Annotated in this window: 22 protein-coding genes and 1 pseudogene; 5 read left to right on the top strand and 18 right to left on the bottom strand. The window is 68.9% G+C overall.

Features of this window, described 5'->3' with window-relative positions; all coding sequences use genetic code 11:
• The first annotated feature begins 43 nt into the window (after positions 1–43).
• On the top strand, positions 44–805 hold the full coding sequence (locus ACIQTP_RS45135) for an alpha/beta hydrolase (protein ID WP_403411589.1): 762 nt from the start codon (positions 44–46) through the stop codon (positions 803–805).
• 79 nt (positions 806–884) lie between these two features.
• Here the strand turns inward: ACIQTP_RS45135 and ACIQTP_RS45130 are convergent, their stop codons facing one another.
• The gene (locus ACIQTP_RS45130) at positions 885–1,847 is read right to left on the bottom strand and encodes a LysR substrate-binding domain-containing protein (RefSeq protein WP_403411586.1); all 963 of its coding nucleotides are present in this window, start codon (positions 1,845–1,847) and stop codon (positions 885–887) included.
• 62 nt (positions 1,848–1,909) lie between these two features.
• Here ACIQTP_RS45130 and ACIQTP_RS45125 point away from each other — a divergent pair, with 62 nt between their 5' ends.
• A complete protein-coding gene (locus ACIQTP_RS45125) occupies positions 1,910–3,199 on the top strand; it encodes an MFS transporter (protein ID WP_403411583.1) in 1,290 nt (429 codons plus the stop codon).
• Between the two features lie 121 nt (positions 3,200–3,320).
• Complete coding sequence (locus tag ACIQTP_RS45120) at positions 3,321–4,313, top strand: sigma-70 family RNA polymerase sigma factor (protein WP_403411580.1); 993 nt, start codon at positions 3,321–3,323, stop codon at positions 4,311–4,313.
• Here the strand turns inward: ACIQTP_RS45120 and ACIQTP_RS45115 are convergent.
• Positions 4,215–4,601: an STAS domain-containing protein gene (locus tag ACIQTP_RS45115; RefSeq protein WP_402035065.1), complete on the bottom strand. Its 387-nt coding sequence runs from the start codon at positions 4,599–4,601 to the stop codon at positions 4,215–4,217. The two genes, ACIQTP_RS45120 and ACIQTP_RS45115, sit on opposite strands and share 99 nt — an antisense overlap.
• 143 nt (positions 4,602–4,744) lie before the next feature.
• Here ACIQTP_RS45115 and ACIQTP_RS45110 point away from each other — a divergent pair, with 143 nt between their 5' ends.
• Positions 4,745–5,665, top strand: a complete 921-nt coding sequence (locus ACIQTP_RS45110; protein ID WP_403411577.1) for an AEC family transporter — start codon at positions 4,745–4,747, stop codon at positions 5,663–5,665.
• 66 nt (positions 5,666–5,731) lie between these two features.
• Here the strand turns inward: ACIQTP_RS45110 and ACIQTP_RS45105 are convergent.
• From ACIQTP_RS45105 to ACIQTP_RS45075, 7 genes and pseudogenes are all read right to left on the bottom strand, one after another.
• A pseudogene (locus tag ACIQTP_RS45105) lies at positions 5,732–6,046 on the bottom strand (Uma2 family endonuclease); the annotation flags it as partial.
• A gap of 78 nt (positions 6,047–6,124) precedes the next feature.
• Positions 6,125–7,408: a thymidine phosphorylase gene (locus ACIQTP_RS45100; RefSeq protein WP_099920969.1), complete on the bottom strand. Its 1,284-nt coding sequence runs from the start codon at positions 7,406–7,408 to the stop codon at positions 6,125–6,127.
• A gap of 87 nt (positions 7,409–7,495) precedes the next feature.
• Positions 7,496–7,909 carry a cytidine deaminase gene (locus tag ACIQTP_RS45095; RefSeq protein ID WP_402035059.1) on the bottom strand — a complete coding sequence of 138 codons (414 nt, stop codon included), beginning with the start codon at positions 7,907–7,909 and terminating at the stop codon, positions 7,496–7,498.
• Entirely contained in the window at positions 7,906–9,168 is a 1,263-nt protein-coding gene (locus ACIQTP_RS45090) for an ABC transporter permease (RefSeq protein ID WP_403411573.1), read from the bottom strand. Before ACIQTP_RS45090 ends, ACIQTP_RS45095 begins: the two co-directional genes overlap by 4 nt.
• Positions 9,165–10,292: an ABC transporter permease gene (locus ACIQTP_RS45085; RefSeq protein WP_402035055.1), complete on the bottom strand. Its 1,128-nt coding sequence runs from the start codon at positions 10,290–10,292 to the stop codon at positions 9,165–9,167. The genes ACIQTP_RS45090 and ACIQTP_RS45085 overlap by 4 nt, the downstream gene beginning before the upstream one ends.
• Positions 10,289–11,869 carry an ABC transporter ATP-binding protein gene (locus tag ACIQTP_RS45080; RefSeq protein WP_402035053.1) on the bottom strand — a complete coding sequence of 527 codons (1,581 nt, stop codon included), beginning with the start codon at positions 11,867–11,869 and terminating at the stop codon, positions 10,289–10,291. The genes ACIQTP_RS45085 and ACIQTP_RS45080 overlap by 4 nt, the downstream gene beginning before the upstream one ends.
• A gap of 351 nt (positions 11,870–12,220) precedes the next feature.
• Positions 12,221–13,270 (bottom strand): BMP family protein, encoded by a 1,050-nt coding sequence (locus tag ACIQTP_RS45075; protein WP_403411568.1) that lies wholly within the window; start codon positions 13,268–13,270, stop codon positions 12,221–12,223.
• A 212-nt stretch (positions 13,271–13,482) separates the two neighbouring features.
• On the opposite strand from ACIQTP_RS45075, the gene ACIQTP_RS45070 reads away from it, so the two are divergent.
• Positions 13,483–13,752, top strand: a complete 270-nt coding sequence (locus tag ACIQTP_RS45070; protein ID WP_403411565.1) for a hypothetical protein — start codon at positions 13,483–13,485, stop codon at positions 13,750–13,752.
• A 181-nt stretch (positions 13,753–13,933) separates the two neighbouring features.
• Here the strand turns inward: ACIQTP_RS45070 and ACIQTP_RS45065 are convergent, their stop codons facing one another.
• From ACIQTP_RS45065 to ACIQTP_RS45025, 9 genes are all read right to left on the bottom strand, one after another.
• A complete protein-coding gene (locus tag ACIQTP_RS45065; protein ID WP_403411562.1) occupies positions 13,934–15,001 on the bottom strand; it encodes a BMP family protein in 1,068 nt (355 codons plus the stop codon).
• Positions 15,002–15,375: 374 nt separating this feature from the next.
• A complete protein-coding gene (locus ACIQTP_RS45060; RefSeq protein ID WP_403411559.1) occupies positions 15,376–16,650 on the bottom strand; it encodes an amidohydrolase in 1,275 nt (424 codons plus the stop codon).
• Between the two features lie 687 nt (positions 16,651–17,337).
• Complete coding sequence (locus ACIQTP_RS45055; protein WP_403411556.1) at positions 17,338–17,835, bottom strand: hypothetical protein; 498 nt, start codon at positions 17,833–17,835, stop codon at positions 17,338–17,340.
• Positions 17,832–18,527, bottom strand: a complete 696-nt coding sequence (locus ACIQTP_RS45050) for a contact-dependent growth inhibition system immunity protein (RefSeq protein ID WP_403411553.1) — start codon at positions 18,525–18,527, stop codon at positions 17,832–17,834. The genes ACIQTP_RS45055 and ACIQTP_RS45050 overlap by 4 nt, the downstream gene beginning before the upstream one ends.
• Before the next feature lie 20 nt (positions 18,528–18,547).
• Entirely contained in the window at positions 18,548–18,859 is a 312-nt protein-coding gene (locus tag ACIQTP_RS45045) for an RNase A-like domain-containing protein (protein ID WP_403411550.1), read from the bottom strand.
• On the bottom strand, positions 18,856–19,530 hold the full coding sequence (locus tag ACIQTP_RS45040) for a hypothetical protein (RefSeq protein WP_403411547.1): 675 nt from the start codon (positions 19,528–19,530) through the stop codon (positions 18,856–18,858). Before ACIQTP_RS45040 ends, ACIQTP_RS45045 begins: the two co-directional genes overlap by 4 nt.
• A 141-nt stretch (positions 19,531–19,671) precedes the next feature.
• Positions 19,672–20,388, bottom strand: a complete 717-nt coding sequence (locus ACIQTP_RS45035) for a hypothetical protein (RefSeq protein WP_403411544.1) — start codon at positions 20,386–20,388, stop codon at positions 19,672–19,674.
• Positions 20,389–20,404: 16 nt separating this feature from the next.
• Positions 20,405–22,153, bottom strand: coding sequence for an RNase A-like domain-containing protein (locus ACIQTP_RS45030; protein WP_403411541.1), 1,749 nt, complete (start codon positions 22,151–22,153; stop codon positions 20,405–20,407).
• A complete protein-coding gene (locus tag ACIQTP_RS45025) occupies positions 22,153–22,467 on the bottom strand; it encodes a WXG100 family type VII secretion target (RefSeq protein WP_403411538.1) in 315 nt (104 codons plus the stop codon). Before ACIQTP_RS45025 ends, ACIQTP_RS45030 begins: the two co-directional genes overlap by 1 nt.
• Positions 22,468–22,470: the final 3 nt, after the last annotated feature.

Raw genomic sequence — 22,470 nt, 5'->3', positions numbered from 1 at the left:
GCGGACGGGTGGCGTACACCGTCACTTCTGAGACTGTTCTGTCATGGCACAGCAAGCGACGCCGGTTCGCAGGGCCCGGCTGGGGAGGGCGATCGGCCCGGAGCCGACGGCCGTCAGCGGAGTGGTTCTGCTGCTCCCGGGCGGCGACGAGGTCTCCGCGCGCAGACCGTCCCCGATGTTGGCGACCGCCTCCGTGCGCGCGCTCGGCCGCCGGCTCATGCGCACGGGAGGCGCGGAAGGTCTGGCGACCCATGTCGTGCACTACCGCTTCCGCGGCTGGAACGGCAGCGAGGCGCATCTCGCGAGCGACGCGTCCTGGGCCGCCGACGAGGTCGTACGCCGCTACGGGGACGTGCCGGTGTGCCTCGCCGGTGTGGGCATGGGCGGCCGGGCGGCGCTGCGTGCGGCCGGGCACACCGCCGTCACCTCCGTTCTGGCGCTCGCCCCCTGGCTGCCCGAGGACGACGTGGCGGCGCCACCCGAACCGGTGAAGCAGCTCGCCGGGCGGCGCGTGCTGATCGTGCACGGCACCAACGACGAGCGGTCCGACCCGGAGTTGTCCTTCCGGCTCGCGGCGCGGGCGAAGAAGTCCAACCGGGACATCTGCCGGTTCGAGGTCCACTCCGACGGGCACGGGTTGCACCAGTACCGGTCCGAAGTGCACGCGCTGGCACAGGACTTCGTGATGGGGGCGTTGTTCGGACACGGGGTGTCGCGGCCGTTGGAGGATGCGCTGGCCGCGCCGCCGCCGTTGGGGTTGCGGATGCCGCTCGCCTCCGGCTTCGGGCGGGCGTTGCGTCGTTAGGTTGTTTGGTGTCTGCGGGTGCGTGGGGGCTGGTCGCGCAGTTCCCCGCGCCCCTGAGGCAGCGGCACTGCTCGTGCCGTCAGTCAGGAAGGAGCCGTCCCCTTCGTGACAGTAGGAACTTCTTGAAGGCTGCCACCGGTGGCGTGTCCGGGTGGCCGTCCAGCCATGCCACCCCGATCTCGCGGACCGCTCTCGGGGCCGTGACCGTCAGTTCGACCACCCCCGGGCGGGGCACGGCCGGTGGTGGCAGGAGGGCGACTCCGAGGCCGGCGGCCACCAGGCCCCGTAGGGTCTCGGCCTCCTCGCCCTCGAAGGCGATCCGGGGCCTGAAGCCGGCCTCCTGACAGAGGTCGTCGGTGATGCGGCGCATGCCGTAGCCGGGTTCGAGGGTCACGAAGGTCTCGTCGGCCGCCTCGGCGAGGCGGACGCGTTTGCGGGCGGCGAGGCGGTGGTCGGCCGGGACGACGAGCCGGAGCTTCTGTTCGTCGAGGAGGCGGCCCACCAGGTCGGGCGCGTCCGGCACCGGCGAGGTAAGGCACAGGTCCAGCTCGCCCGAGCGCAGCCCCTCCAGCATCGCCTCGCCGTAGTTCTGGACGAGGCTGAAGCGGACCCGGGGGTGGTCGGCGCGGAAGGCCCGGATCAGACCGGGGACGGTCTCCGACCCCATCGTGTGCAGAAAGCCGAACGCGACCTTGCCGGTGGCCGGGTCGGCGTCCGCGCGCACCTCCTCGGCGGCGCGCTCGATCTCGGCGAGGGCCCGTTCGACGGAGGAGAGGAACGTACGGCCCGCGGGGGTGAGGGAGACCGTGCGGCCCCGGCGGGCGAACAGATCGACGCCGAGATCCTGTTCGAGCCGGACCATGGCGCGCGAAAGGGTCGACTGAGGGACCCGCATCTCCCGCGCGGCGCGCGTGACGTGCTCCGTGCGGGCGACCCCGGCGAAGTACGCGAGGCGTGGAGCGAGCAGCCGAGACATGCCCGCGCTGTCTTCTGTGTCACTGGACGGTGACAGGTGAGCCTGTGACCTTTGCTGATGCGCCATGGGAACGATTATGGCCATTCCATGCATTGGACGGATGAACGGCGGCTCTTTAGTTTCGAAGCATGCCTTCCGCCAGTACCGGGGCGTCCACCACCGTGGGCGCCGCCTCCTCCGTCACGTCCTCCACCGCCATCGCCGACTCCCGTCTCACCCCGGGTGGGCCCGGCTATCGCCGGATGAGCTTCGCGCTCTTCCTCGCGGGTGTGGCGACCTTCGCGCTCCTCTACTCCACGCAGGCCCTTCTCCCGCTCGTCTCCACGGACTTCGGGGTCAGCGCGAGCGAGGCGAGCTGGACGGTTTCGGCGGCGACGGGCGCACTGGCGCTGTTCGTCCTCCCCATGAGCGCGCTGTCGGAGCGGTTCGGTCGGCGTACGTTGATGACGGCGTCGCTGACCGTCGCGGTGGCGGTCGGGCTCCTGGTCCCCTTCGCCCCGTCGATCGGCTCGCTGGTCGCGCTGCGGGCGGTGCAGGGCGCGGCCCTGGCGGGCCTTCCGGCTTCCGCGACGGCCTATCTGGCGGAGGAGGTCCGCCCCAAGGCCCTGATCACCGCGATCGGCCTCTTCGTGGCGGGCAACAGCGTCGGCGGGATGAGCGGCCGGGTCATCACCGGGTGGGTCGCGCAGGAGTGGGGCTGGCGGGTGGCCGTCGCCACGATCGGGATCATCGCGGTGGCCTGCGCGGTCGCCTTCCGTATGCTCCTGCCCGCGCCGAAGCACTTCACGCCCGGCTCGCTGCGGCCGCGGGTGCTGGCCCGTACGGTCCGTGACCATCTCGCGAACCCGCTGCTGTGCCGGCTGTACGCGATCGGCGCGCTGTTCATGATGGTCTTCGGCGGGGTCTACACGGTGATCGGCTACCGCCTGACCGAGGCCCCGTTCTCCCTCCCGCAGGGCATCATCGGCTCGATCTTCCTGGTGTACCTGGTCGGTACGGTGTCGGCGTCCACGGCGGGCAGGCTGGTCGCCCGCCTGGGCCGGCGCGGCTCCCTGTACCTGGCGGGCGGCACCACGACCTCCGGCCTGCTCCTCTCCCTGGTCGACTCCCTCCCCTTCGTCCTGCTCGGCCTGGTGCTGATCACCGCGGGCTTCTTCGCGGGCCACGCGGTGGCGTCCTCGTCGGTCAGCCACACCGCCAAGCAGGGCCGCGCCCAGGCCTCGGCCCTCTACCAGTCCGCGTACTACATCGGCTCCAGCGCGGGCAGCACGCTCGGCGCGGTCGCCTTCCACGCGGGCGGGTGGGCCGGGACGGTGACGCTCGGACTGTTCGCGGTCCTCGGCGTCGTCACGATCACGCTGTTCGGCTCCCACGCGGCCCGCACACGGACCCGCCGCGAGCCGGCCCTGGCGCACTGACGCGACCGAGCTGCGCTTTTCCCCACTTCGGGGGCCATTGTCAGTGGGCTGCGGTAGCTTCCGAAGTGCTGGCGCAACGAGGCGACGGTGCGACGGGAACGGCCACAGGGGTGGGTTGGCTATGAGCGACGGTACGGCGGCGACGACAGATCTGGACGTCCGGCTGGAGAAGCACCGGGTCGAGCTGACCGGGTACTGCTACCGGATGCTCGGCTCCTCCTTCGAGGCGGAGGACGCGGTGCAGGACACGATGGTCCGCGCCTGGCGGAGCTACGACAAGTTCGAGGGCCGTTCGTCGATGCGCTCCTGGCTGTACCGGATCGCCACCAACGTCTGCCTCGACATGCTGAACGCGGGCAACCGGAGGGCTCGTCCGATGGATCTGAGCGGTCCCTCACCCCTGGCTCAGGCGGCGCTCACCCCGCGCCCGGACAACACCTGGCTGGAGCCGATGCCGGACGCGCGTGTGCTGCCCACGGTCAGTGACCCGGCCGAGGCGGCGGTGGCCAAGGAGTCGGTGCGCCTCGCCTTCATGGCCGCCCTGCAGCAGCTGCCGCCCAAGCAGCGCGCCGTGCTCATCCTGCGCGAGGTCCTGGCCTGGAAGGCGGCGGAGGTCGCCGAGCTGCTCGGGACGACGGTCGCCTCGGTCAACAGCGCGTTGCAGCGGGCCCGCGCGACCCTCGCGGAGAGCGACAGCGCCGAGGCCGCCGTGCTTGACCCGCTCGACGAGGAGCAGCAGAAGCTCCTGGAGCGCTATGTCGCCGCGTTCGAGGGGTACGACATGACGGCGCTGACCGCGTTGCTCCACGAGGACGCGATCATGACGATGCCGCCGTTCGACCTGTGGCTGCGCGGCACGGGCGACATCACCGGTTTCATGACGACCCTCGGTGCCTCCTGCGCGGGCTCGCGCCTGCTGCCGGTCGCGGTCAACGGTCTGCCGGGATTCGCGCACTACAAGCCGGATCCGGAGGAGGGCGGCTTCAGTGCCTGGGCGATCCAGGCGCTGGAGATCTCAGACGGCCGCATCACCGGATTCCACTGCTTCCTCGACACCAAGCGCTGGTTCCCGCTCTTCGGCCTCCCCCTCCAGCTCGAAGCGGAGTCCGACTAGATCGAGAAGCAGGAGAAGGGGCGGGGCCGGGGCGCGCAGGCGGATGCGGCCCCCGGCCCGGCGGGCGGCGAGCTGCATCCGGGCCAGGGCGTCGACGGTGGCCAGGCCGGGTGGACCGAGGCCCGCGACATCGCAGACCAGCACCCTGGCACCGGTCGCCGCCAGCCGCGCGCGCACGTCGTCACAGAGCCTCGGCACCTGGTCACGGGTGACGGGGCCGGGCAGCACGAGTACGGCGGGTGTCGTGGCGTCCACAGTCAGTAGACCGGCCGGGGGCACGGAACTCATCGCGGAGGGCGGACCGTCGGGGCGCGCGCCCGCAAAGGATCACATTGACCTGCGCACCTCCCGCCCCAGAGGGTTGGGTGTATGCCCCATGAACCAGCGCCTTCCGTGATACCCGACGGCCTCCTCCGCTCCAAGGGGGCACCGTGCAAGGGGTGCTGACGGGCTTCGCGGTCATCGCCGTGGTCATCGGGATCGGTTATGTCATCGGGCGCCGCGGCTATCTCGGGGAGAACGGGCGGGAGGTGCTGACGAAGCTCGCCTTCCATGTGGCCTCCCCCGCACTGCTGTTCACCACGCTCGCCCGGGCCGACCTGTCGGTGATCTTCTCCAGCCGGCTCCTGGTGACGGCGATGAGCACGGCCGCGGCGGCCGGTGTCTTCGTCGCGATCGGGGTCGTACGCGGCTGGGGCATGGGCCGGACGACGATCGGCGCGCTCTGCTCCAGTTACGTCAACTCGGGCAACCTCGGCATCCCGATCGCGGTGTACGTGCTGGGGGACGCCTCCCTCGTCGCGCCCGTGCTGCTCTTCCAGCAGATCATGGTCACGCCCATCGCGCTCACCGTCCTCGACCTGTCGGGGAAGGGTGAGAAAGGCCCCCTGTGGCAGCGGCTGATCACTCCTCTGCGCAACCCCATCGCGGTCGGTTCGCTGAGCGGGGTCGCGGTGTCGGCGACCGGTCTGAGCCTGCCGGGGCCGGTCATGGACCCGCTCACGCTGATCGGCAACATGTCGGTGCCCGCGGTGCTGCTGGCGTTCGGTATCTCGTTGTGCGGCAGCACGCTGCCCGGCCGGGGCGCGGACCGGTACCCGGTGCTGCTGTCCGTCGCCCTGAAGTCGGTGGGCCAGCCGCTGGTCGCCTGGGCCCTGGCCGTGGGCCTGTTCGGGCTGCACGGGGCGCCGCTGCTCGACGTCGTGGTCACCTCGGCGCTGCCCGCCGCCCAGAACCTCTTCACCTATGCCTCGCGCTACCGGGTCGGCGAGACGCTGGCCCGGGAGTCGATCCTGCTGTCGACGATCCTGTCGGTGCCGGTGCTGGTGGTGATCGCGGCGGGGCTCGGCTGACGGTGCGCCAACCGGCGTTCGAGAGGAGTCGGCGCGCAAGAAACTGGGCGCCGCCCCTCGGGTACGTCAGTCGACGGGGAACACGCTGGTGTCGAGGGTGAGATCGAAGGGCTCGGGCAGCGTGATCGCGTCGCCGGACTTTCCGGCGCGCAGGACGCGGTAGACGTCGCCTGTGGGTTCGCCGTACAGCGTCACCGTCGGGCCGCCGGCCGCCCATCGGTCGACAAGCAGGCAGAGGGGGATGCCTCCGGCGGCGTAGGCGGCGGGCTTGCTGACGCGGTCATGCGCGGCGTTGGACTTCGAGGTGACTTCGACGACGAGCTCCGCCATGCCTGCAGGGATGTGACTACTCAGGCCGTCCCCCTCCACCACGGGCGCTACGCGTCACCGAGTCCAGCATGCCGAACGGGATCGGTGGGCGTCCACCGATCCCGTTCACCCGTACGAGGAAAGCGCAGGTCAGGCGATGCGTTCCAGCACGACCGGGGTGGCCTTGAAGTCCGTGCCCGCGGCCGCGATGTCGTAGGAACCCTCGACCGACTCCAGGGCGTACTCGAAGCGCTCGGGGGTGTCGGTGTGGAGGGTCAGCAGCGGCTGGCCCGCGGTGACGGTGTCGCCGGGCTTGGCGTGCAGTTCGACGCCCGCGGCGGCCTGCACCGGGTCCTCCTTGCGGGCGCGGCCCGCGCCCAGGCGCCAGGCGGCGATGCCGATGTCGTAGGCGTCCAGACGGGTCAGGACGCCGGAGGACGGGGCCGTCACCACGTGCTGCTCGCGGGAGGTGGGCAGGGCGGCGTCCGGGTCACCACCCTGCGCGGCGATCATGCGGCGCCAGACGTCCATCGCCGAGCCGTCCGCGAGGGCCTTCGCCGGGTCGGCGTCCTTGATGCCCGCCGCGTCCAGCATCTCGCGCGCCAGGGCGATGGTGAGTTCGACGACGTCGGCCGGGCCGCCGCCCGCCAGGACCTCCACCGACTCCCGTACTTCGAGCGCGTTGCCCGCCGTCAGGCCCAGCGGGGTCGACATGTCGGTCAGGAGGGCGACCGTCTTCACACCGTGGTCGGTGCCCAGGCCGACCATCGTGGAGGCGAGTTCGCGGGCGTCCTCGATGGTCTTCATGAAGGCGCCGGTGCCGACCTTCACGTCCAGGACCAGCGAGCCCGTGCCCTCCGCGATCTTCTTCGACATGATGGAGGAGGCGATGAGGGGAATCGCCTCCACCGTGCCCGTGACGTCACGGAGCGCGTAGAGCTTCTTGTCCGCCGGGGCCAGGCCGTCGCCCGCGGCGCAGATGACCGCACCGGTCGTGTCGAGGACGTTCAGCATCTCCTCGTTCGACAGCAGGGCGCGCCAGCCGGGGATCGACTCCAGCTTGTCCAGCGTGCCGCCGGTGTGGCCGAGGCCGCGTCCGGACAGCTGCGGGACCGCCGCGCCGCAGGCGGCGACCAGCGGCGCCAGCGGCAGGGTGATCTTGTCGCCGACGCCGCCCGTGGAGTGCTTGTCGGCGGTCGGGCGGGAGAGGGAGGAGAACTCCATGCGCTCGCCGGAGGCGATCATCGCGGCGGTCCAGCGGGCGATCTCGCGACGGTTCATGCCGTTGAGCAGGATCGCCATGTTGAGGGCGGCCATCTGGTAGTCGGCGACCTCGCCGCGGGTGTACGCGTCGATGACCCAGTCGATCTGCGCGTCGCTGAGCTCGGCACGGTCCCGCTTGGTGCGGATGACGGAGACGGCGTCCATGGCCATGGCTTTCCTTCCGAAGACTTCCGAAAATCCGCGGCCCCTCCCGACCGGTCGTTCATCGTCCGGTCGTCGGGAGGGGCCGCGCAGGCGTTACTTGGTGAGATTCTCCGGCCCGAAGGCCTGCGGCAGCATCTCGGAGAGCGGCAGGATTCCGGCCGGGGTCTCCAGGAGCAGACCGGCCCCGCCGAACTCGTACAGCAGCTGGCGGCAGCGTCCGCACGGGACGAGGATCTCGCCCTGTCCGTCGACGCAGGTGAAGTGCGTCAGCCGACCGCCCCCGGTGTTCAGCAGCTGGGAGACCAGACCGCACTCGGCGCACAGTCCGAGCCCGTACGAGGCGTTCTCGACGTTGCAGCCGGTGACGGTCCTGCCGTCGTCGACGAGGGCCGCGACGCCGACCGGGAAGCCCGAGTAGGGGGCGTACGCCCGGGACATGGCGTCCCGCGCGAGCTCCCGCAGGGCCTCCCAGTCGACGGCCGTGGAGCCGGCGTCGGCGGACGTCACTTGCCCTGTCCTCTCCGGTACGGCATGCCGTCCGCCTTCGGCATCCGCAGATGCTGCGCGGACAGCGAGAGCACGAGCAGGGTCACCACGTACGGCGTGGCGCTCACGAACTGCTGCGGGACCTCGTCAGTGGCGAGATACCAGACGAACATCAGCGCGGAGACCACGGCCGTGACGACCGCGGGCACGACCCGCTTCTTCCATGCCAGGTAGGCCACGGCGAACACCAGCAGGATCGCGAGGAGCAGGATCAGCGCGTGCACGTTGGTGCCGCCGCCGCGCAGGTTGAGGCTGTCGGTGTAGCCGAACAGGCCCGCGCCGAGGGCGAGGCCGCCCGGCATCCAGTTACCGAAGATCATCGCGGCGAGGCCGATGTATCCGCGGCCGGCCGTCTGACCGTCCAGGTACACGTTGGACGCGACGATCGACAGGAAGGCACCGCCGAGGCCGGCGAAGCCGCCCGAGATGATCACGGCGATGTACTTGTACTTGTAGACGTTGACGCCGAGGGACTCGGCGGCCACCGGGTTCTCACCGCAGGAGCGCAGGCGCAGGCCGAAGGCCGTGCGCCACAGCACCCACCAGGTGGCGGGGACGAGGGCCACCGCGACGACGGTGAGCGGCGAGAGGTCCGTGACCAGTCCGCCGAGCAGACCCGCGATGTCCGAGATCAGGAACCAGTGCTTGCCGTTGAGCGTGGACAGCCAGCTGGACAGCCCTGGGATGTCGAAGGTGCCGAGCGAGTCGATCGGCGGGGACTGCTTGGAGGAGCCCTGCGGCGCGTTCTCGAAGGTGAACTTGGAGAGGTAGCGGGTGGTGCCGAGCGCCAGGATGTTGATGGCCACACCGGAGACGATGTGGTTGACGTTGAAGGTCACCGTGGCGATGGCGTGCAGGATGCCGCCGAGGCAGCCGCCGATGATGCCGAAGGCGACACCGGTCCACGGGCCCCACTGGTAGCCGGCCCAGGCACCGAACCAGGTGCCGAGGATCATCATGCCCTCGAGGCCGATGTTGACGACGCCCGCGCGCTCGGACCACAGGCCGCCGAGGCCCGCGAGGCCGATCGGCACCGCGAGGCGCAGCGCCGTGGACATCTGTCCGGTCGAGGTGATGCCGTCCGCGCCGGTGATCAGGCGGACGACCGAGGTCAGGATCAGTACGCCCGCGATGATCAGCAGGAGCACGGGGAGCGAGAATCGGCGGCTGCCCTTGCCGGGCTGCTGCGCCTGCGGCTTGGCGACGGTCGCGGTGCTCATCGGGCAGCCACCTCCTTCGGGGAGTTGTTGTTGGCGGCGGCCGCGGCCAGTTCCTCACCGACCCGCTTCTGCTGGCGGCGCAGGCCCCAGACACGTACGGCCTCGTACGAGATGACGACCGCGAAGACGATCAGACCCTGCATGATCGTGGCGATCTCCTTCTCGTACGCCACCGGGGTCGCGTAGTCGAGCGCAGGGGACGCCTTGTCGAGGAAGGCCCACAGGAGGGCGGCGAGGGCGATGCCGCCCGGGTTGTTGCGGCCGAGCAGCGCGATGCCGATGGCGGTGAAGCCGAGACCGGCCGGGAAGCTCAGGCTGTAGGTGTGGGCGTCACCCAGCAGCAGCGGCAGACCGGAGAAGCCCGCGATCGCGCCGGAGATCAGCATCGCGGTGAGCACCATCTTCTTGGCGTCGACGCCGGAGGCCGCGGCGGCGGTCTCGGAGGCACCGGTGGCGCGCAGGTCGAAGCCGAAGCGGGTGCGGTTGAGGACGAGCCAGTACAGAACGCCCATGAGGACCGCGATGAAGACCATGCCGTAGATCTCGCCGACGTCCGAGCCGAGGTTGATACCAGGGAACCAGCCGGACTTCTTCATGATGCCGGTCGTGTTGTTGTTGCCGACCTGCACACCCCAGATGTTCTCCGCGGTGAGGTAGCCGATGAGGCTGGTGGCGATCGCGTTGAGCATGATCGTCGCGACGACCTCGCTCACACCGCGGGTGACCTTCAGGACGCCCGCGATACCGGCCCAGAAGGCGCCGGTGCACACGGCGACGAGCATGAGCACCGGGATCTGCAGGTAGGACGGCAGCGCGAGATGCGCGCCGACCACCGCGGTCATCATCGCGCCGAGGCGGTACTGGCCGTCGACGCCGATGTTGAACAGGTTCATACGGAAGCCGATGGCCACACCGAGTGCCGCGATGTAGTACAGCGACGCCTGGTTGATGATCAGCACCTGGGTGTCGGAGTACGTCGCCTGCTGCAGCATCAGGGAGTACGGCTCGAACGGGCTCTTGCCCGAGGCGAGCAGCACGACCGAGGTCAGCGCGATCGCCGCGACGAGCGCGATGACCGGGCCGGCCACCGCGAGGAGCACGCGCTCCTTGTCGAACTTCTTCATCGGGCCTCGTCCTCCGGGGCGGCGCTTTCCGCTACGTGCTCCAGGTGTCCGGAGGCGGCGCCGGTCATGGCCGAGCCGAGTTCCTCCGGGGTGACGGTCGCCGGGTCGGCGTCCGCCACGAGCCTGCCGTTGTAGATCACCCGCAGGGTGTCGGACAGGCCGATCAGCTCGTCCAGGTCGGCCGAGATCAGCAGCACGGCCAGGCCCTCACGGCGGGCCTCGCGGATCTGGTCCCAGATCGCGGCCTGCGCGCCGACGTCCACACCGCGGGTGGGGTGGGCGGCGATCAGGAAGCGCGGCTTGTGGCTCATCTCGCGGCCGACGATCAGCTTCTGCTGGTTGCCGCCGGAGAGCGAGGCGGCGGTGACGTCGATGCCGGGGGTGCGGACGTCGTACTCCTTGACGATCCGCTTGGTGTCCTCCTGGGCGCCCTTGTTGTCGAGCCAGAAGCCCTTCGCGTTCGGGGCCTCGGTGACATGGCCGAGGATGCGGTTCTCCCAGAGCGGGGACTCCAGCAGCAGGCCGTGGCGGTGGCGGTCCTCGGGGATGTACCCGATGCCCTTCTCACGGCGCTTGCGGGTGGCCCACCCCGTGATCTCCTCGCCGAGGAAGCCGATGGCTCCCGAGTCGGCGTGCTTGAGGCCGATCAGCGCGTCGATGAGCTCGGTCTGGCCGTTGCCCTCGACACCGGCGATGCCCATCACCTCACCCTCGTGGATGGTGAAGGTGACGTCGTCGAGGATGCGACGCACCGCGGCGGCGGTCTCGGCCCTGTCCTCTATGACCAGACCGGCGCCCGTCGGCTCGGCGAGCTCGCCGAGGGAGGGGGCACCGCTCGCGAAAACCGTGAGGCCCTCGACCTGGATGACCGGCTTGTCCGTGACGGTGGACTCGGCGGTCTCCGGAGTCGGAAGCTCGCTGCCGACCATCATCTCGGCGAGCTGGCGGGGGGTCGTCTCGGCGGGAACGGCCGTGCCGACCGTCGTACCGCGCCGGATGACCGTGATCTCGTCGGCGACCGAGAGGACCTCGCCCAGCTTGTGCGAGATGAAGATGACGGCCAGGCCCTCGGACTTGAGCTCGCGCAGGTTGTCGAAGAGTGCGTCCACCTCCTGCGGCACCAGTACGGCGGTGGGCTCGTCCAGGATCAGGGTGCGGGCGCCGCGGTAGAGGACCTTGAGGATCTCCACGCGCTGACGCTCGGCGACACCGAGGCCCTCGACCAGGACGTCCGGGCGGACGTTCAGCCCGTACCGGTCGGAGATCTCCTTGATCTTCTTACGGGCGCCCCCGCCGATGCCGTGCAGCTTCTCGCTGCCCAGGACGACGTTCTCCAGGACGGTGAGGTTGTCGGCGAGCATGAAGTGCTGGTGGACCATGCCGATGCCGCGTGCGATGGCGTCGGCGGGGCTGTGGAAGGTGACCTGCTGGTCGTCGACGGTGATCGTGCCCTCGTCCGGCTTCTGCATGCCGTAGAGGATCTTCATCAGCGTCGACTTGCCGGCACCGTTCTCGCCGACGAGGGCGTGGACCGTGCCCTTGCGGACCGTCAGGTGGATGTCATGGTTGGCCACCACACCGGGGAAACGCTTGGTGATCCCCGCCAGCTCGACCGCGGTCGACTGCGCGGTGAGCGGAGGGCTGCTGGACGCGTCGATGGCGCACTCTCCTTGGAAAAGGGGCCTATCTACGCGCGTAGCGCCCCTGCTTTGAATTGCACTCGGACGGACCGGGTTCTTTTCGGACTACTTTCTGGTCCGGTCCGGTCCGATCCGACCCGAGCATTCTGCCGCGCGAACGGGGCACGGGAAGGTCATCCTCCCCACGCCCCGTTCCGTGGCCGTAACGCTGCCATTACAGCGTTGCCATGGCCATGGTTTCGACGTCTGGTGATGACGTCGTGACCTGGGCCGGGATCAGGACTCGGGTCAGGAGGTCTTGACCGTGATCGAGCCGTCCTTGATACCCGCCTCGGCCTTCTTCAGCGCGGCCTGCAGGTCGGCGTTGTTCTTGAACACCGGGTTCGAGTCGGCGAGGCCGACACCGCCGGTGGCCAGGCTGGCACGGACGACGCCGGTCTCGGGCTTGCCGTCCGCCACCGACTTCGCGAGGTTGTAGACCGCTCCGGCGACGTCCTTGGTGGCCGAAGTCAGGATGTAGTCCTTGTACTTGGCCAGTGCGTCCTGCTTGTACTGGTCGGAGTCGACGCCGATGGCCCACACCTTGTGCGAGGCGGCGGACTGGATGACGCCCTGACCCGACAGGCCCGCGGCGGCGTAGATCACGTCTGCGCCCGCCTCGATCTGACCCTCGGCCGCGTCCTTGCCCTTGTCGGGGCTGGAGAAGCCACCCTCCTGGGGCGTCTGGGTCAGGTACTGCTTCTCGATCTTGATCTTCGGGTTGACCGACTGGGCGCCCTGGACGTACCCGGCCTCGAACTTGTGGATCAGCGGGATGTCCACGCCGCCGACGAAGCCGATGTGGTCCTTCTTGGTGGCCTTCGCCGCCGCGACACCCGCGAGGTAGGAGGCCTGCTCCTCGTGGAAGACCATGTCGGCGACGTTCGCGGCCTTGTCCTGCTCGTCGTCGATGATGCCGAAGGTGATCTTCGGGTACTTCGCCGCGACCTCCTTGATGGCCGGCGCGTACACGAAGCCGACACCGATCACCGGGTTGTAGCCGGACTTGGCGAGCTGCTCCAGGCGCTGCACCTTGTCGGCGTCGGACTCGCCGTCCTGCGGCTCGATGTCCCGGCCGCTGATCTTGAGGTCCTTCTCGGCCTTCTGGAAACCGGCGAACGCGGCGTCGTTGAAGGACTGGTCGCCCTTGCCGCCGATGTCGTACGCAAGGCCAATACCCTTGGTCTTGGTTGAGCCGCCGCTCGAGGCTTCGGTGGACGAGCCGCCACAGGCGGAGAGAGCAACGGCGAGGGATGCGGTCGCAACGCCCGCAACCGCGATTCGGGACACCCGGCGCATGAACGTGACTCCTTTGTGCAGGCGCCCAAACCAGGCGCTGATTCCGCCGCAGCGTAACGCGCGTAGACATAGCAGAGAACCCACGTCGCCAGAGTGTTATCCGACCGTTTTGAACCCTCGGAGAACAAACTCCCAACACCAAGGGTGCCTCCAGGGCTTCCACTCGGCAAAGACGCCCGGCCCCCGGACCCGGCGCCGATCTATGGGATGTCATGTACCAAACCAAGACACTTTGCCGGTCCCGCGGCGACAAGGCCGACGTGTACGGCAAGTGGTCGGCAAGTGGGTGGGCACGCGCCACCGGCACGACGTCGAAGGCCGTCCGCATCGCCAACCCGAGGCCGTCCGGCGTCGAGGTGTACGGGATCACCGTCGGGGCGGAGGAGCCGGTCCAGCCGACCGGATTCCATGAGCGCGTCCGGCGCATCCGGCGCACCTGGCGCACCTGGCGCTCGCGGACGACCACGAACGACGGCGCATGACCAGGCATGACCACGCACGACCAGGCACGACCGCACGACCGCACGGCCGATGGCCGCATGGCCGCATGGCCGCATGGCCGCATGGCCGCATGGCCGGATGGCCGGATGAATGAGGGAGCCTCCGGCCCGATGCACGGGCCGGAGGCTCCCTCATTCAGTGATCAGTGAAGACAGGCACGACTCACTGGGTCGTCTTGACGGTGACCTTGCCGTCGATGATGTCCTGCTTGGCCTTGTCGACCGCCGCGACCACGTCCGCCAAGGCCTTGTACTTCGGGTTGGTGTCGGCGAAGCCGACGCCGCCCGACTTCAGGTCACCGCGCACGACACCGCTCAGCGGCTTGCCGTCGACGACGGACTTGGCCAGGTCGTACACCGCGCCGCCGACGTTCTTCAGGGCCGAGCCGAGGATCCAGTCCTTGTACTTGGCCAGAGAGCTCTGCGCGTACTGGTCGGAGTCGACGCCGATGGCCCACACCTTCTTGGAGGCGGCCTCGGAGATCACGCCCTGACCGGAGAGGCCGGCCGCGTGGTAGAGCACGTCCGCGCCCTTCTCGATCTGGCCGGCCGCCGCGTCCTTGCCCTTGTCGGGGCTGGCGAAGCCACCCTCCTGGGGCGTCTGCGTCAGGTACTGCGACTCGATCTTGATGCTCGGGTTGACCGACTTCGCGCCCTGGTCGAAGCCCGCCTCGAACTTGTGGATGAGCGGGATGTCCACGCCGCCGATGAAGCCGATGTGGTTCTTCTTGGTGGCCTTCGCCGCCGCGACACCCGCGAGGTAGGAGGACTGCTCCTCGTGGAAGACCAGGTCGGCGATGTTCGCCGCCTTGTCCTGCTCGTCGTCGATGATGCCGAAGGTGGTCTTCGGGTACTTCGCCGCGACCTCCTTGACGGCCGGCGCGTACACGAAGCCGACACCGATCACCGGGTTGTAGCCGGACTTGGCGAGCTGCTCCAGGCGCTGCACCTTGTCGGCGTCGGACTCGCCGTCCTGCGGCTCGATGTCCCGGCCGCTGATCTTGAACTCGGTCTCGGCCTTCTGGAAACCGGCGAACGCGGCGTCGTTGAAGGACTGGTCGCCCTTGCCGCCGATGTCGTACGCGAGACCGATGCCCTTCCCGGTGTAGCCCGACGAGCTCTTCTTGGAGTCGCTGCTCGTGTCGGTGCTCGACTTGCCACAACCGACCGCCGCGAGGGCGATGACCGAGACAGCCACCGCTGCTTGGGAGAACCTGGTCCTCCGAGACATCAGACGCACAGCAAGCACCCTTCATCCCCACGGCCGTCGCCGGTCCGCTTCCCCAACACGCCGCCGACGCAGCGATTTCGGCGCACAGTAACGCGCGTAGAAGGGGAGGGGAACGGGGTTTCTCCTGGCCGTTATCGAACCGTGCCGCCACCGGGTTACGTTTGCCCGCCACCCGTTACGCCCGGGTGACGCAAGCGGACGAAGGGGTACCGATCGGGACATCGGACGGACCGGCGGCCCGGTGCCCCTACGTCATCTATGCGCCATCTCCGAATGAGCGTCTCGCGCTCGTGGGACCGCGTCCAGGGCCTGTCCGGCGGACCATGCCCGACAGGACCTGGACCTGGACGGACCTGGACCTGGACCTACAGGGCCTAGCGGATCGCGTCGAGCAGGGCCGCCGCGGTGAAGAGCTCGACTCCGGCCGTGATGGCCGACTCGTCCACGTCGAAGTCGCCGCGGTGCAGGTCACGGGTGGTGCGCTCGCCCGGCGTACGGACGCCGAGGCGGGCCATGGCGCCGGGCACGTGCTCCAGGTACCAGGAGAAGTCCTCGCCGCCGAGGCTCTGCTCGGTGTCCTCGACGGAGTGCGGGCCGCGCCGCGAGGTCATGGCGTCATGGAGGAGATCCGTGACCGCCGGGTCGTTGACGACCGGCGGGACGCCCCGGATGTAGTTGATCTCGGACTTGGCGCGGTACAGGTTCGCGATCTCGTCGATGGCCGCGTGCAGCAGGTCGGGCGCCTGCCGCCAGGCCTCGAGGTCGAGGCAGCGTACGGTCCCGGAGAGCTCGGCGTGCTGCGGGATGACGTTGCAGGCGTGCCCGGACTCGATCCGTCCCCAGGTCACCGCGAGCCCGCTGCGGGCGTCCACACGCCGGGCGACGAGGGACGGCACGTCGGTGACGACGCGCGCGGCGGCGGTGACCAGGTCGGTGGTGAGGTGGGGGCGCGCGGTGTGGCCGCCGGCGCCGTCGAGTGAGACTTCCAGCCGGTCGCAGGCCGAGGTGATGGGACCGTGGCGCAGTCCGATCCGCCCGGCGTCGACCTTCGGGTCGCAGTGCACGCCGATGATCCGCCCCACGCCGTCCAGCACTCCGGACTCGATGGCGTCGGGCGCGCCCCCGGGCAGGACCTCTTCGGCGGGCTGGAAGATCAGCCGCACGGGATGCGGCAGGAGCCCCTGGCGATGCAGCTCGGCGAGGACGAGCCCGGCGCCGAGGACGACGGTCGTGTGCACGTCGTGGCCGCAGGCGTGGGCGCGGCCGGGCACGGTCGAGCGGTACGCGCAGTCACTCTTCGTGTCCGGGATGGGCAGCGCGTCGATGTCGGCGCGCAGCGCGAGCATGCCGCGTCCGCCGTCGACCGCGCGGTCCCGGGCCTGTTCCCCGTCCCCTTCGCCCTCCCCCGCACCGCGGTCGATCCCGATGTCACAGATGAGCCCGGTTCCGATGTCGAGCACGCGGGGCTTGAGGCCCGCCTGCTCCAGGCGTGCCTTGAGTGCCGCGGTGGTGCGGAACTCCTGGTTGCCGAGCTCAGGGTGCATGTGCATGTCGCGCCGGAACGCGATCAGCTCGGCACGCAGGGCGTCGGACACGGCGCCGGGGAGCGCTGCTCCCCCGGGGACATCGGCCTCGTACTCTCGGGACATCAATTGGTTCACCCTTTGAAGGGTAGGGCGACGGGGTGGCCAACTGACCCACGATCAACAAAACTTCAGCCCGTTAGGGGAAGAAACTTGGCCACGCGCCGCATAGGTTTCAGGTGGGATGGGTATGCTCGCCCGTCTTTCCGGACGATGGGATCTTGAGCCAGACGGTATTCCCGCCCCGCCCGGGCCGCATCCCGGCCGGAGGCCGACTGCCGCGTCCGGGACGATGACCGGCCGCCGCATCCGAGAGGATGACCGGCTGCCGCGTCTGGGACGATGGACGATGACCGGCTGCGGTGACGGTCCGTGACCACGGGGCGACGCGAGCCCTTGATGCGGGACGCCGACCCTCTCTCGATCCAGTCCGCCGGGGCTGCCCGCGGACTCCCATTGGGGAACGCTCGGGGTGTCCGAGCCCATTCCCGTGCTCTACGGTCCCACAGACCTGACCAAGATCATGCGCACGGATGCCTGGACACCACCCCCTGTCGACCCGGGCGCGAGGGGCCGCCGGGCCCGCCCCGGAGGGACGACGGGGACACATCCCCGGGCTCCTGATCAGCGGCCCGGGTCAGACGGCCGACGCCACACCCTCGACCTCGACCCCGACCTCATCGAAGCCATGCGCAAGGAGATGCCCGGCCTGGGCGGCGTTCGCGGTGCACATGGGCCGGTGAGCGAGTCGCCTCAGTCGTCGCCGACCTGGATCAGCAGCGCGAAACGGTCGCCGTCGCTGCCGATGACGAACGTGTCGATCGAGCAGCTGGTGACGGTGTCCACGCTGAGGTCGTCCCTGTTGGACCACCAGCGCGCGCCGGGACCGAGCAACCCCACCACACGTGCGGCGATCGACTTGGCCTCGGCAGAGTCCATGAAAGCGAATTCGGGGAACAGCAGGCTCGCCGAGGCGAGTTCGCCCAAAAGTGCGGTGGCCTCCGCCGGAGACTTGGGGTACAGCGACATTTCGATCTGCGGCGCGGAGGCCGGTCCGTCCGTGCCGTAGGCGTACCGGTGCCAGTAGCCCTCGTACAACTCGACGACAAGAGCGTGCACTTCCTCGGCGACGGCCTTCGTGAGACCGCCCGGCCCGCCGGTGGGCCGAAGTCGGCCCGCGCCGACGTACACGCGCAGATCGGACGAGAGGCTCTTGAGCAGGACCGACAACTCGTCCACAGGCGTGGTCACTTCACATCGCCCTGCGGCGGGGGCCCGTACTGGGCCCGCGGCCCACTGAGCCGGTCGGCGACCAGTGCGAGCCAGCCGCTCGGTGCGTACGGGGCCGGGGGGTCCACCTCCATGCCCAGCTCGGCGACGGCGAGAGCGTAGTCGGACTCGTCGAGGTCGAGTGTGAGGAGTTCGTGCAGCTCGCCGATGAGCCGAGCGACGAGATGGGGGTCGGTGGAGGTTCGGTAGTCGTCGACGGCCGCATCGTGGTCGTCGAACTCGTCCGGCATGTCCTGGGAGAACCAGCCACCGAGGAACTGGGCGAGTTCGGGGAAACGGGCGTGCCACTCCCAGTGGGTGGCGGGGGCGGCCGGGGGCGGGGCCTCGCCGGTCTCGACACTGTGCTTGATGTGGTCGGCGAGGCAGGCCAGCCACTGCTCGATGTCCGACTCGGGAAGCTGGACGTCCGGGATCGCGTAGAACTCGCCGAGGCGCAGACGCAGTCGGCCGGGCGGGTTGCGGGCGTACTCCCGCAGCTGGGCCTCCGCCGTGGCCAAGGCCCAGGGGCGGGTGTGCCAGGTGTGGCGGAGGTAGGCGGTCAGGGCCTGGCTGGGCTTGTCCGGGGTGTCGTCCGCCGGCTGCCCGGCGTAGGCACGGATCACCTGGTCCAGTTCGCCGTAGCGGCGGTCGTGTTCGAGGGGGCTCAGGGGCACGGTGATCAGCCTCTACGGGTCTACAGGTAAGTGGGGAAGGTGGCGTGGACGACGAAGCCATGAGGACGGGTCGCGTCGCGCTTGAGCACCACGCGGGCGGCCCGTACGTCCACGGGCTCACGGCCCGCCAGCATCATCGCCTGGAGCAGGACCCGGCCGACCGGCTCGGTGCGCGAGGGCCACGACGCCTCGATCGTCAGGCGGGGGCGGGTGGCCTGGGCGAGCCAGCGGTGAATCAGCTGCTCATTGACGGTGACGACCTGCTGGGTGGCCCACTGGGCGGTTTCGCGGTCCGGGTAGGTGGCGGCTCTGTTGGCGGTCGGCCTTGTCATCGTCCTGAGACTCCATGCAGCTCGGCGAGGTGTTCATTGCCCTTTCGGACGATCCCCCGCAGCACGTCGCGAGACACCCACGGGATGCTCTGCGAAAGCGTCGCGCGCAGAACGTCCGGATCCGGAAAGAGGAGCAGGGCTTCCTGTGTCTGCGCTATGAGAGCCGTTGCCCTGCTCGCGCATTCTCCGGGATGCATGCTGTCGAACCCGGCCCACAAACACTCGTCGAGTGTTTCGAACTCGTCGGCCTCCACCCAGTATTTGAAGTCGATCACTTCCGGAAACGCGAGGGAGACCTCCCAGGGAGCCATGGGAAGCTCCCCGTAGCCGGGCACAACCTCACTGTCGAGCTTGCGGATGGCCGAGGCGGCGTCCGACAGATACTCCTCCACCGGACGACCGCCGGCCGCGAGGGTCAGCCTCTCCTCGAAACCTGCCGGAAGTCGGGTTCGCAAGGAGCTCGCCAACACCTCTGCGACAAGATCCACCGTCGCCGCGGCAGTGGCCGGCGGCAGCGCCCAGGAAACACCCAGCGCCCGCTGCATACTCCGGCAGAGACGGGCAATCTCGTGCTCGAAGTCCTCGTTCTCCGAGGTGTTCACGCGAAGGGACAGGCCGAGCAACCGCGAAACAAATCCGTTGTTGAACACTGCCCCGATGTATGTGGTCAACGCCGGCGACACCTTTCTTGCTTGAAGCTGGACGCGGCTACGGGTCTCACCGTCCCGTCACGCGGTATCTGCATTGGGCGGTTTCGCGGTCGGGGTAGGTGGCGGTGCGGGTGCGCATGTCGTGGCCCCTGGCCGTACGGACTACGCGGAAACCCAGCGCGGAGGGTGCTGTTCGCGCATGTGTGTGGTGAAGGTATCGGCGATGAGTGGCAGCCAGTCCGACCAGGCAAGGTCTCCCGAACCCAGTCCGTGTTCGACCTCGAAGAACCTCGACAGCGATTCCTCGTCGTGGAGAATGGCCAGCGCTTCCACGCACTCCGCCACAATCCGCGGAAGCCGCCACAGGCAAATCGGATGACAGTGCTCGATGTAGAGCTGCAGTCCCTCGGATTCCGTCAGGTCGTCTTCCGTGGCCATACCGTCCTGGCCGAAGTAGTTCAGCAGGAATTCACTGAGCTGCGGAAACCGGCGGCTGAGTTCCCAGCTCGTCGGCGTCGCACGCGAAAGTCTGGCAACGAATCCCGAGGGCCAGGATTCCACCTGCAGAGCGATATCCCGCAGAACCCTCCATGGCTCGTCCGGCGCCGAGCCGACCACCAACTCAACCAGATCAGCGGGAACTCCACAGCGATTCCGAGCCTCCGGGCTCAGGGCATCAGCAATCACACGCACTTCCCCCCCGATCTCGTAAAGGTTCCTTCCTCCGCTCTCACCCGCCTGCCACAGAGCCCGGATCGCGGGTTCGAGAGCGGCGTCACGTTCTTCCGGCTCCACGGGAATACCGCGGCCACGGAACACGGACAACAGAACTCGTGCCCCCTCGAAGCGAAAGTGGTTGATCGTGTCTTCGCTGAGCATGCCGCTGCGCCGCTCCTCAGTTCTTCGTCGGGGTGGAGGTGATAAGCGTGAACGGGGGGTCCAGCTTCGTGTTCGGGTCGGGATCCGGCTTCACCCTGATCTGTACACCATGGGACTCGACGACCCGCGGATCCTGACGGTGCTGCAGGCCGTACTGGTAGTCGTCCTTGGAGATGCTGGTGCCTGTCACCGGTCCGTTCGGATCATGGTAGGTGAACACCCTGCTCGGCGGATGGTACGGGGGCCCGCTCTTCAGATAGGCCTCGATCGCGGCCTGCTCCTTGTCGATGGTGAGCTGCGTGTACTTCTGGGCGTCGGCCATGTCCTTGAAGGTCGACGCAGCCGGAATGTTGCTCTGGTCCCGAAGGCGCTGGGCGAGTTGGTCGTCCGTCTTCCCAATATGCTTGTCGACACCGTGCGAGTTCTCGATGTATTCCTGGTTCGCCAGGTCTAGCGGGTACTTGTGGTTTCCCGCCGCGTCATTCGGAACAGTCCACTTGTGTTCCTTCTTGAAGTCGTTGAGCGCCCGCGCGCCGAAGGCCTCCGCCCTGGCCTCCTCCGCGTTGAACGTGGGCGCGCTTCTGAGCGCCTCGTCCAGTTCCCACTCCAGCTCGAGAAGTAAGCTGGCCGCGTCGCTGAACTTCTGCTGGTAGATCTCTACGGCCTTGTCCGCGGCCGCCCGGTCCATGTGCTGGCGGAAGGTCATGACCAGCTTGCCGAACATGGCGCTGCCGGCGAGTTCGAGCAGTTCCAGTGGGTCGAGCCCGGTCGTCAGGTCCGCCACCATCCCCTTGGCCGCGGTCTTGGCCAGGTTGGTGGTGGTCTCCCGGCAGGTCTTCGCCACCTGGGCCAGGTCGTCGCAGGTCTTCTGGATGGTGTCGGCGGTGTGGTGGAGGACCTCCAGGATCGGGCGGCGTTGGGCGGGTGCCACCGTCCCCGAGGTCTTCCAGCTACGGCCGCCCTGCTGAGCGATGTTCCCCTGCGCGTCACGGTTGCGGCCCCAGGCGGTGGTCCCCCAGATCGCCTGGCAGAACGACTTCATCGCACTCTGCCACTCACTGTTGCCCTGAGGGTCCGTCATATAACTTATGGCGGAGGTAAAGTTGTCGCCCGCTTTCAGGGCCGTGCTCGCGGCCTGGCGCCACGCGGTGGCCATCCCCTTGAGGTCGTCCTCGCGGGCGCCCGGGGTGATCTCGTGGGTCTTACCGAGGTTGAGCCCGTACTCGATGGCCGGCCGGATGACATCCGCGAGGAAGTCCGGGATCTCGCCGAGCGCCCCGGAGATCGCCCAGGAGTCGGCGTCCTCGCCCGTGCCGGTCCACTTGATGTCGTTGACCTTGCCGTAGTTGGGCTCCTTGTCGATGACAGCCGGGGGCGTGCGGCGTGGTGGCGGCCCCTGCATTCTGCGCGCGAACCAGTCCGCCGCCTGGTAGTTGTTGGCCGTCACTGTCAGCCCGACCGCGACGCCTCCGACGCTCACCACGCTGGTTGCCCAGGTCGTGACGAACTTCTCGGTGATCTTCATGTACACATTGGCGAAGGAGTCAGGACCCCACCCGGTACCTGCCGACTGGCTGTACTGATTGAGCGCCTCGACCAGCTGGTTGGCGCCCTTGTCGTAGTCGAACTGCCCGTCACGCACCACTGCGGACGAGTAGTACAGGTGCGGTGGCTGTACGTCGAACCCGCCACCGCTGCCGGGCGGCGCCTGCCTCAACTGGTCGCGTTCCTGCCTGCGTTGGGCGTCGCTGGGACGGTCGGCCATCAGGCGCCTCCCCAGCCCCGCAGCACGGCCCGGTGCGCCGCCGCATAGTTGGCGTGGCCCGTCGTGACGTATTCGTGCAGCCACTTCTGTGCGGCCTGGAGGTCCTGGGCGCAGTGGTCCCACTCGTCGAGTTTGTCGACGAAGACCTCGCGGGCTTCGCCTTCCCAGGAGAGGACGACAGGGACGGCTCGGTCGTAGAGATCGTCCAGCTTGCCGTTGAGCTTCTTGAGGATGTCCTCCAGTTCGACGGCGAGGTCGTGAAGGGTGGTGAAGGAGACGGCTAGGTGGTCGTCGGCGGCATCTCCAGGCTGCATGTT

The sequence above is a fragment of the Streptomyces sp. NPDC090798 genome, from assembly GCF_044768965.1.
Classification (GTDB): domain Bacteria; phylum Actinomycetota; class Actinomycetes; order Streptomycetales; family Streptomycetaceae; genus Streptomyces.
The sequence above is the reverse complement of the archived record's forward strand: the minus strand, read 5'-3'. Positions and strand labels throughout refer to the sequence as shown.

Coding starts and splice junctions, on each gene's coding strand:
- ACIQTP_RS45135 (WP_403411589.1), top strand. CDS start 44: ATGGCACAGCAAGCGACGCCGGTTCGCAGGGCCCGGCTGGGGAGGGCG.
- ACIQTP_RS45130 (WP_403411586.1), bottom strand. CDS start 1,847: ATGGCGCATCAGCAAAGGTCACAGGCTCACCTGTCACCGTCCAGTGAC.
- ACIQTP_RS45125 (WP_403411583.1), top strand. CDS start 1,910: ATGCCTTCCGCCAGTACCGGGGCGTCCACCACCGTGGGCGCCGCCTCC.
- ACIQTP_RS45120 (WP_403411580.1), top strand. CDS start 3,321: ATGAGCGACGGTACGGCGGCGACGACAGATCTGGACGTCCGGCTGGAG.
- ACIQTP_RS45115 (WP_402035065.1), bottom strand. CDS start 4,601: ATGAGTTCCGTGCCCCCGGCCGGTCTACTGACTGTGGACGCCACGACA.
- ACIQTP_RS45100 (WP_099920969.1), bottom strand. CDS start 7,408: ATGGCCATGGACGCCGTCTCCGTCATCCGCACCAAGCGGGACCGTGCC.
- ACIQTP_RS45090 (WP_403411573.1), bottom strand. CDS start 9,168: ATGAGCACCGCGACCGTCGCCAAGCCGCAGGCGCAGCAGCCCGGCAAG.
- ACIQTP_RS45085 (WP_402035055.1), bottom strand. CDS start 10,292: ATGAAGAAGTTCGACAAGGAGCGCGTGCTCCTCGCGGTGGCCGGCCCG.
- ACIQTP_RS45075 (WP_403411568.1), bottom strand. CDS start 13,270: ATGCGCCGGGTGTCCCGAATCGCGGTTGCGGGCGTTGCGACCGCATCC.
- ACIQTP_RS45070 (WP_403411565.1), top strand. CDS start 13,483: ATGTACCAAACCAAGACACTTTGCCGGTCCCGCGGCGACAAGGCCGAC.
- ACIQTP_RS45065 (WP_403411562.1), bottom strand. CDS start 15,001: ATGTCTCGGAGGACCAGGTTCTCCCAAGCAGCGGTGGCTGTCTCGGTC.
- ACIQTP_RS45060 (WP_403411559.1), bottom strand. CDS start 16,650: ATGTCCCGAGAGTACGAGGCCGATGTCCCCGGGGGAGCAGCGCTCCCC.
- ACIQTP_RS45045 (WP_403411550.1), bottom strand. CDS start 18,859: ATGACAAGGCCGACCGCCAACAGAGCCGCCACCTACCCGGACCGCGAA.
- ACIQTP_RS45035 (WP_403411544.1), bottom strand. CDS start 20,388: ATGCTCAGCGAAGACACGATCAACCACTTTCGCTTCGAGGGGGCACGA.
- ACIQTP_RS45030 (WP_403411541.1), bottom strand. CDS start 22,153: ATGGCCGACCGTCCCAGCGACGCCCAACGCAGGCAGGAACGCGACCAG.
- ACIQTP_RS45025 (WP_403411538.1), bottom strand. CDS start 22,467: ATGCAGCCTGGAGATGCCGCCGACGACCACCTAGCCGTCTCCTTCACC.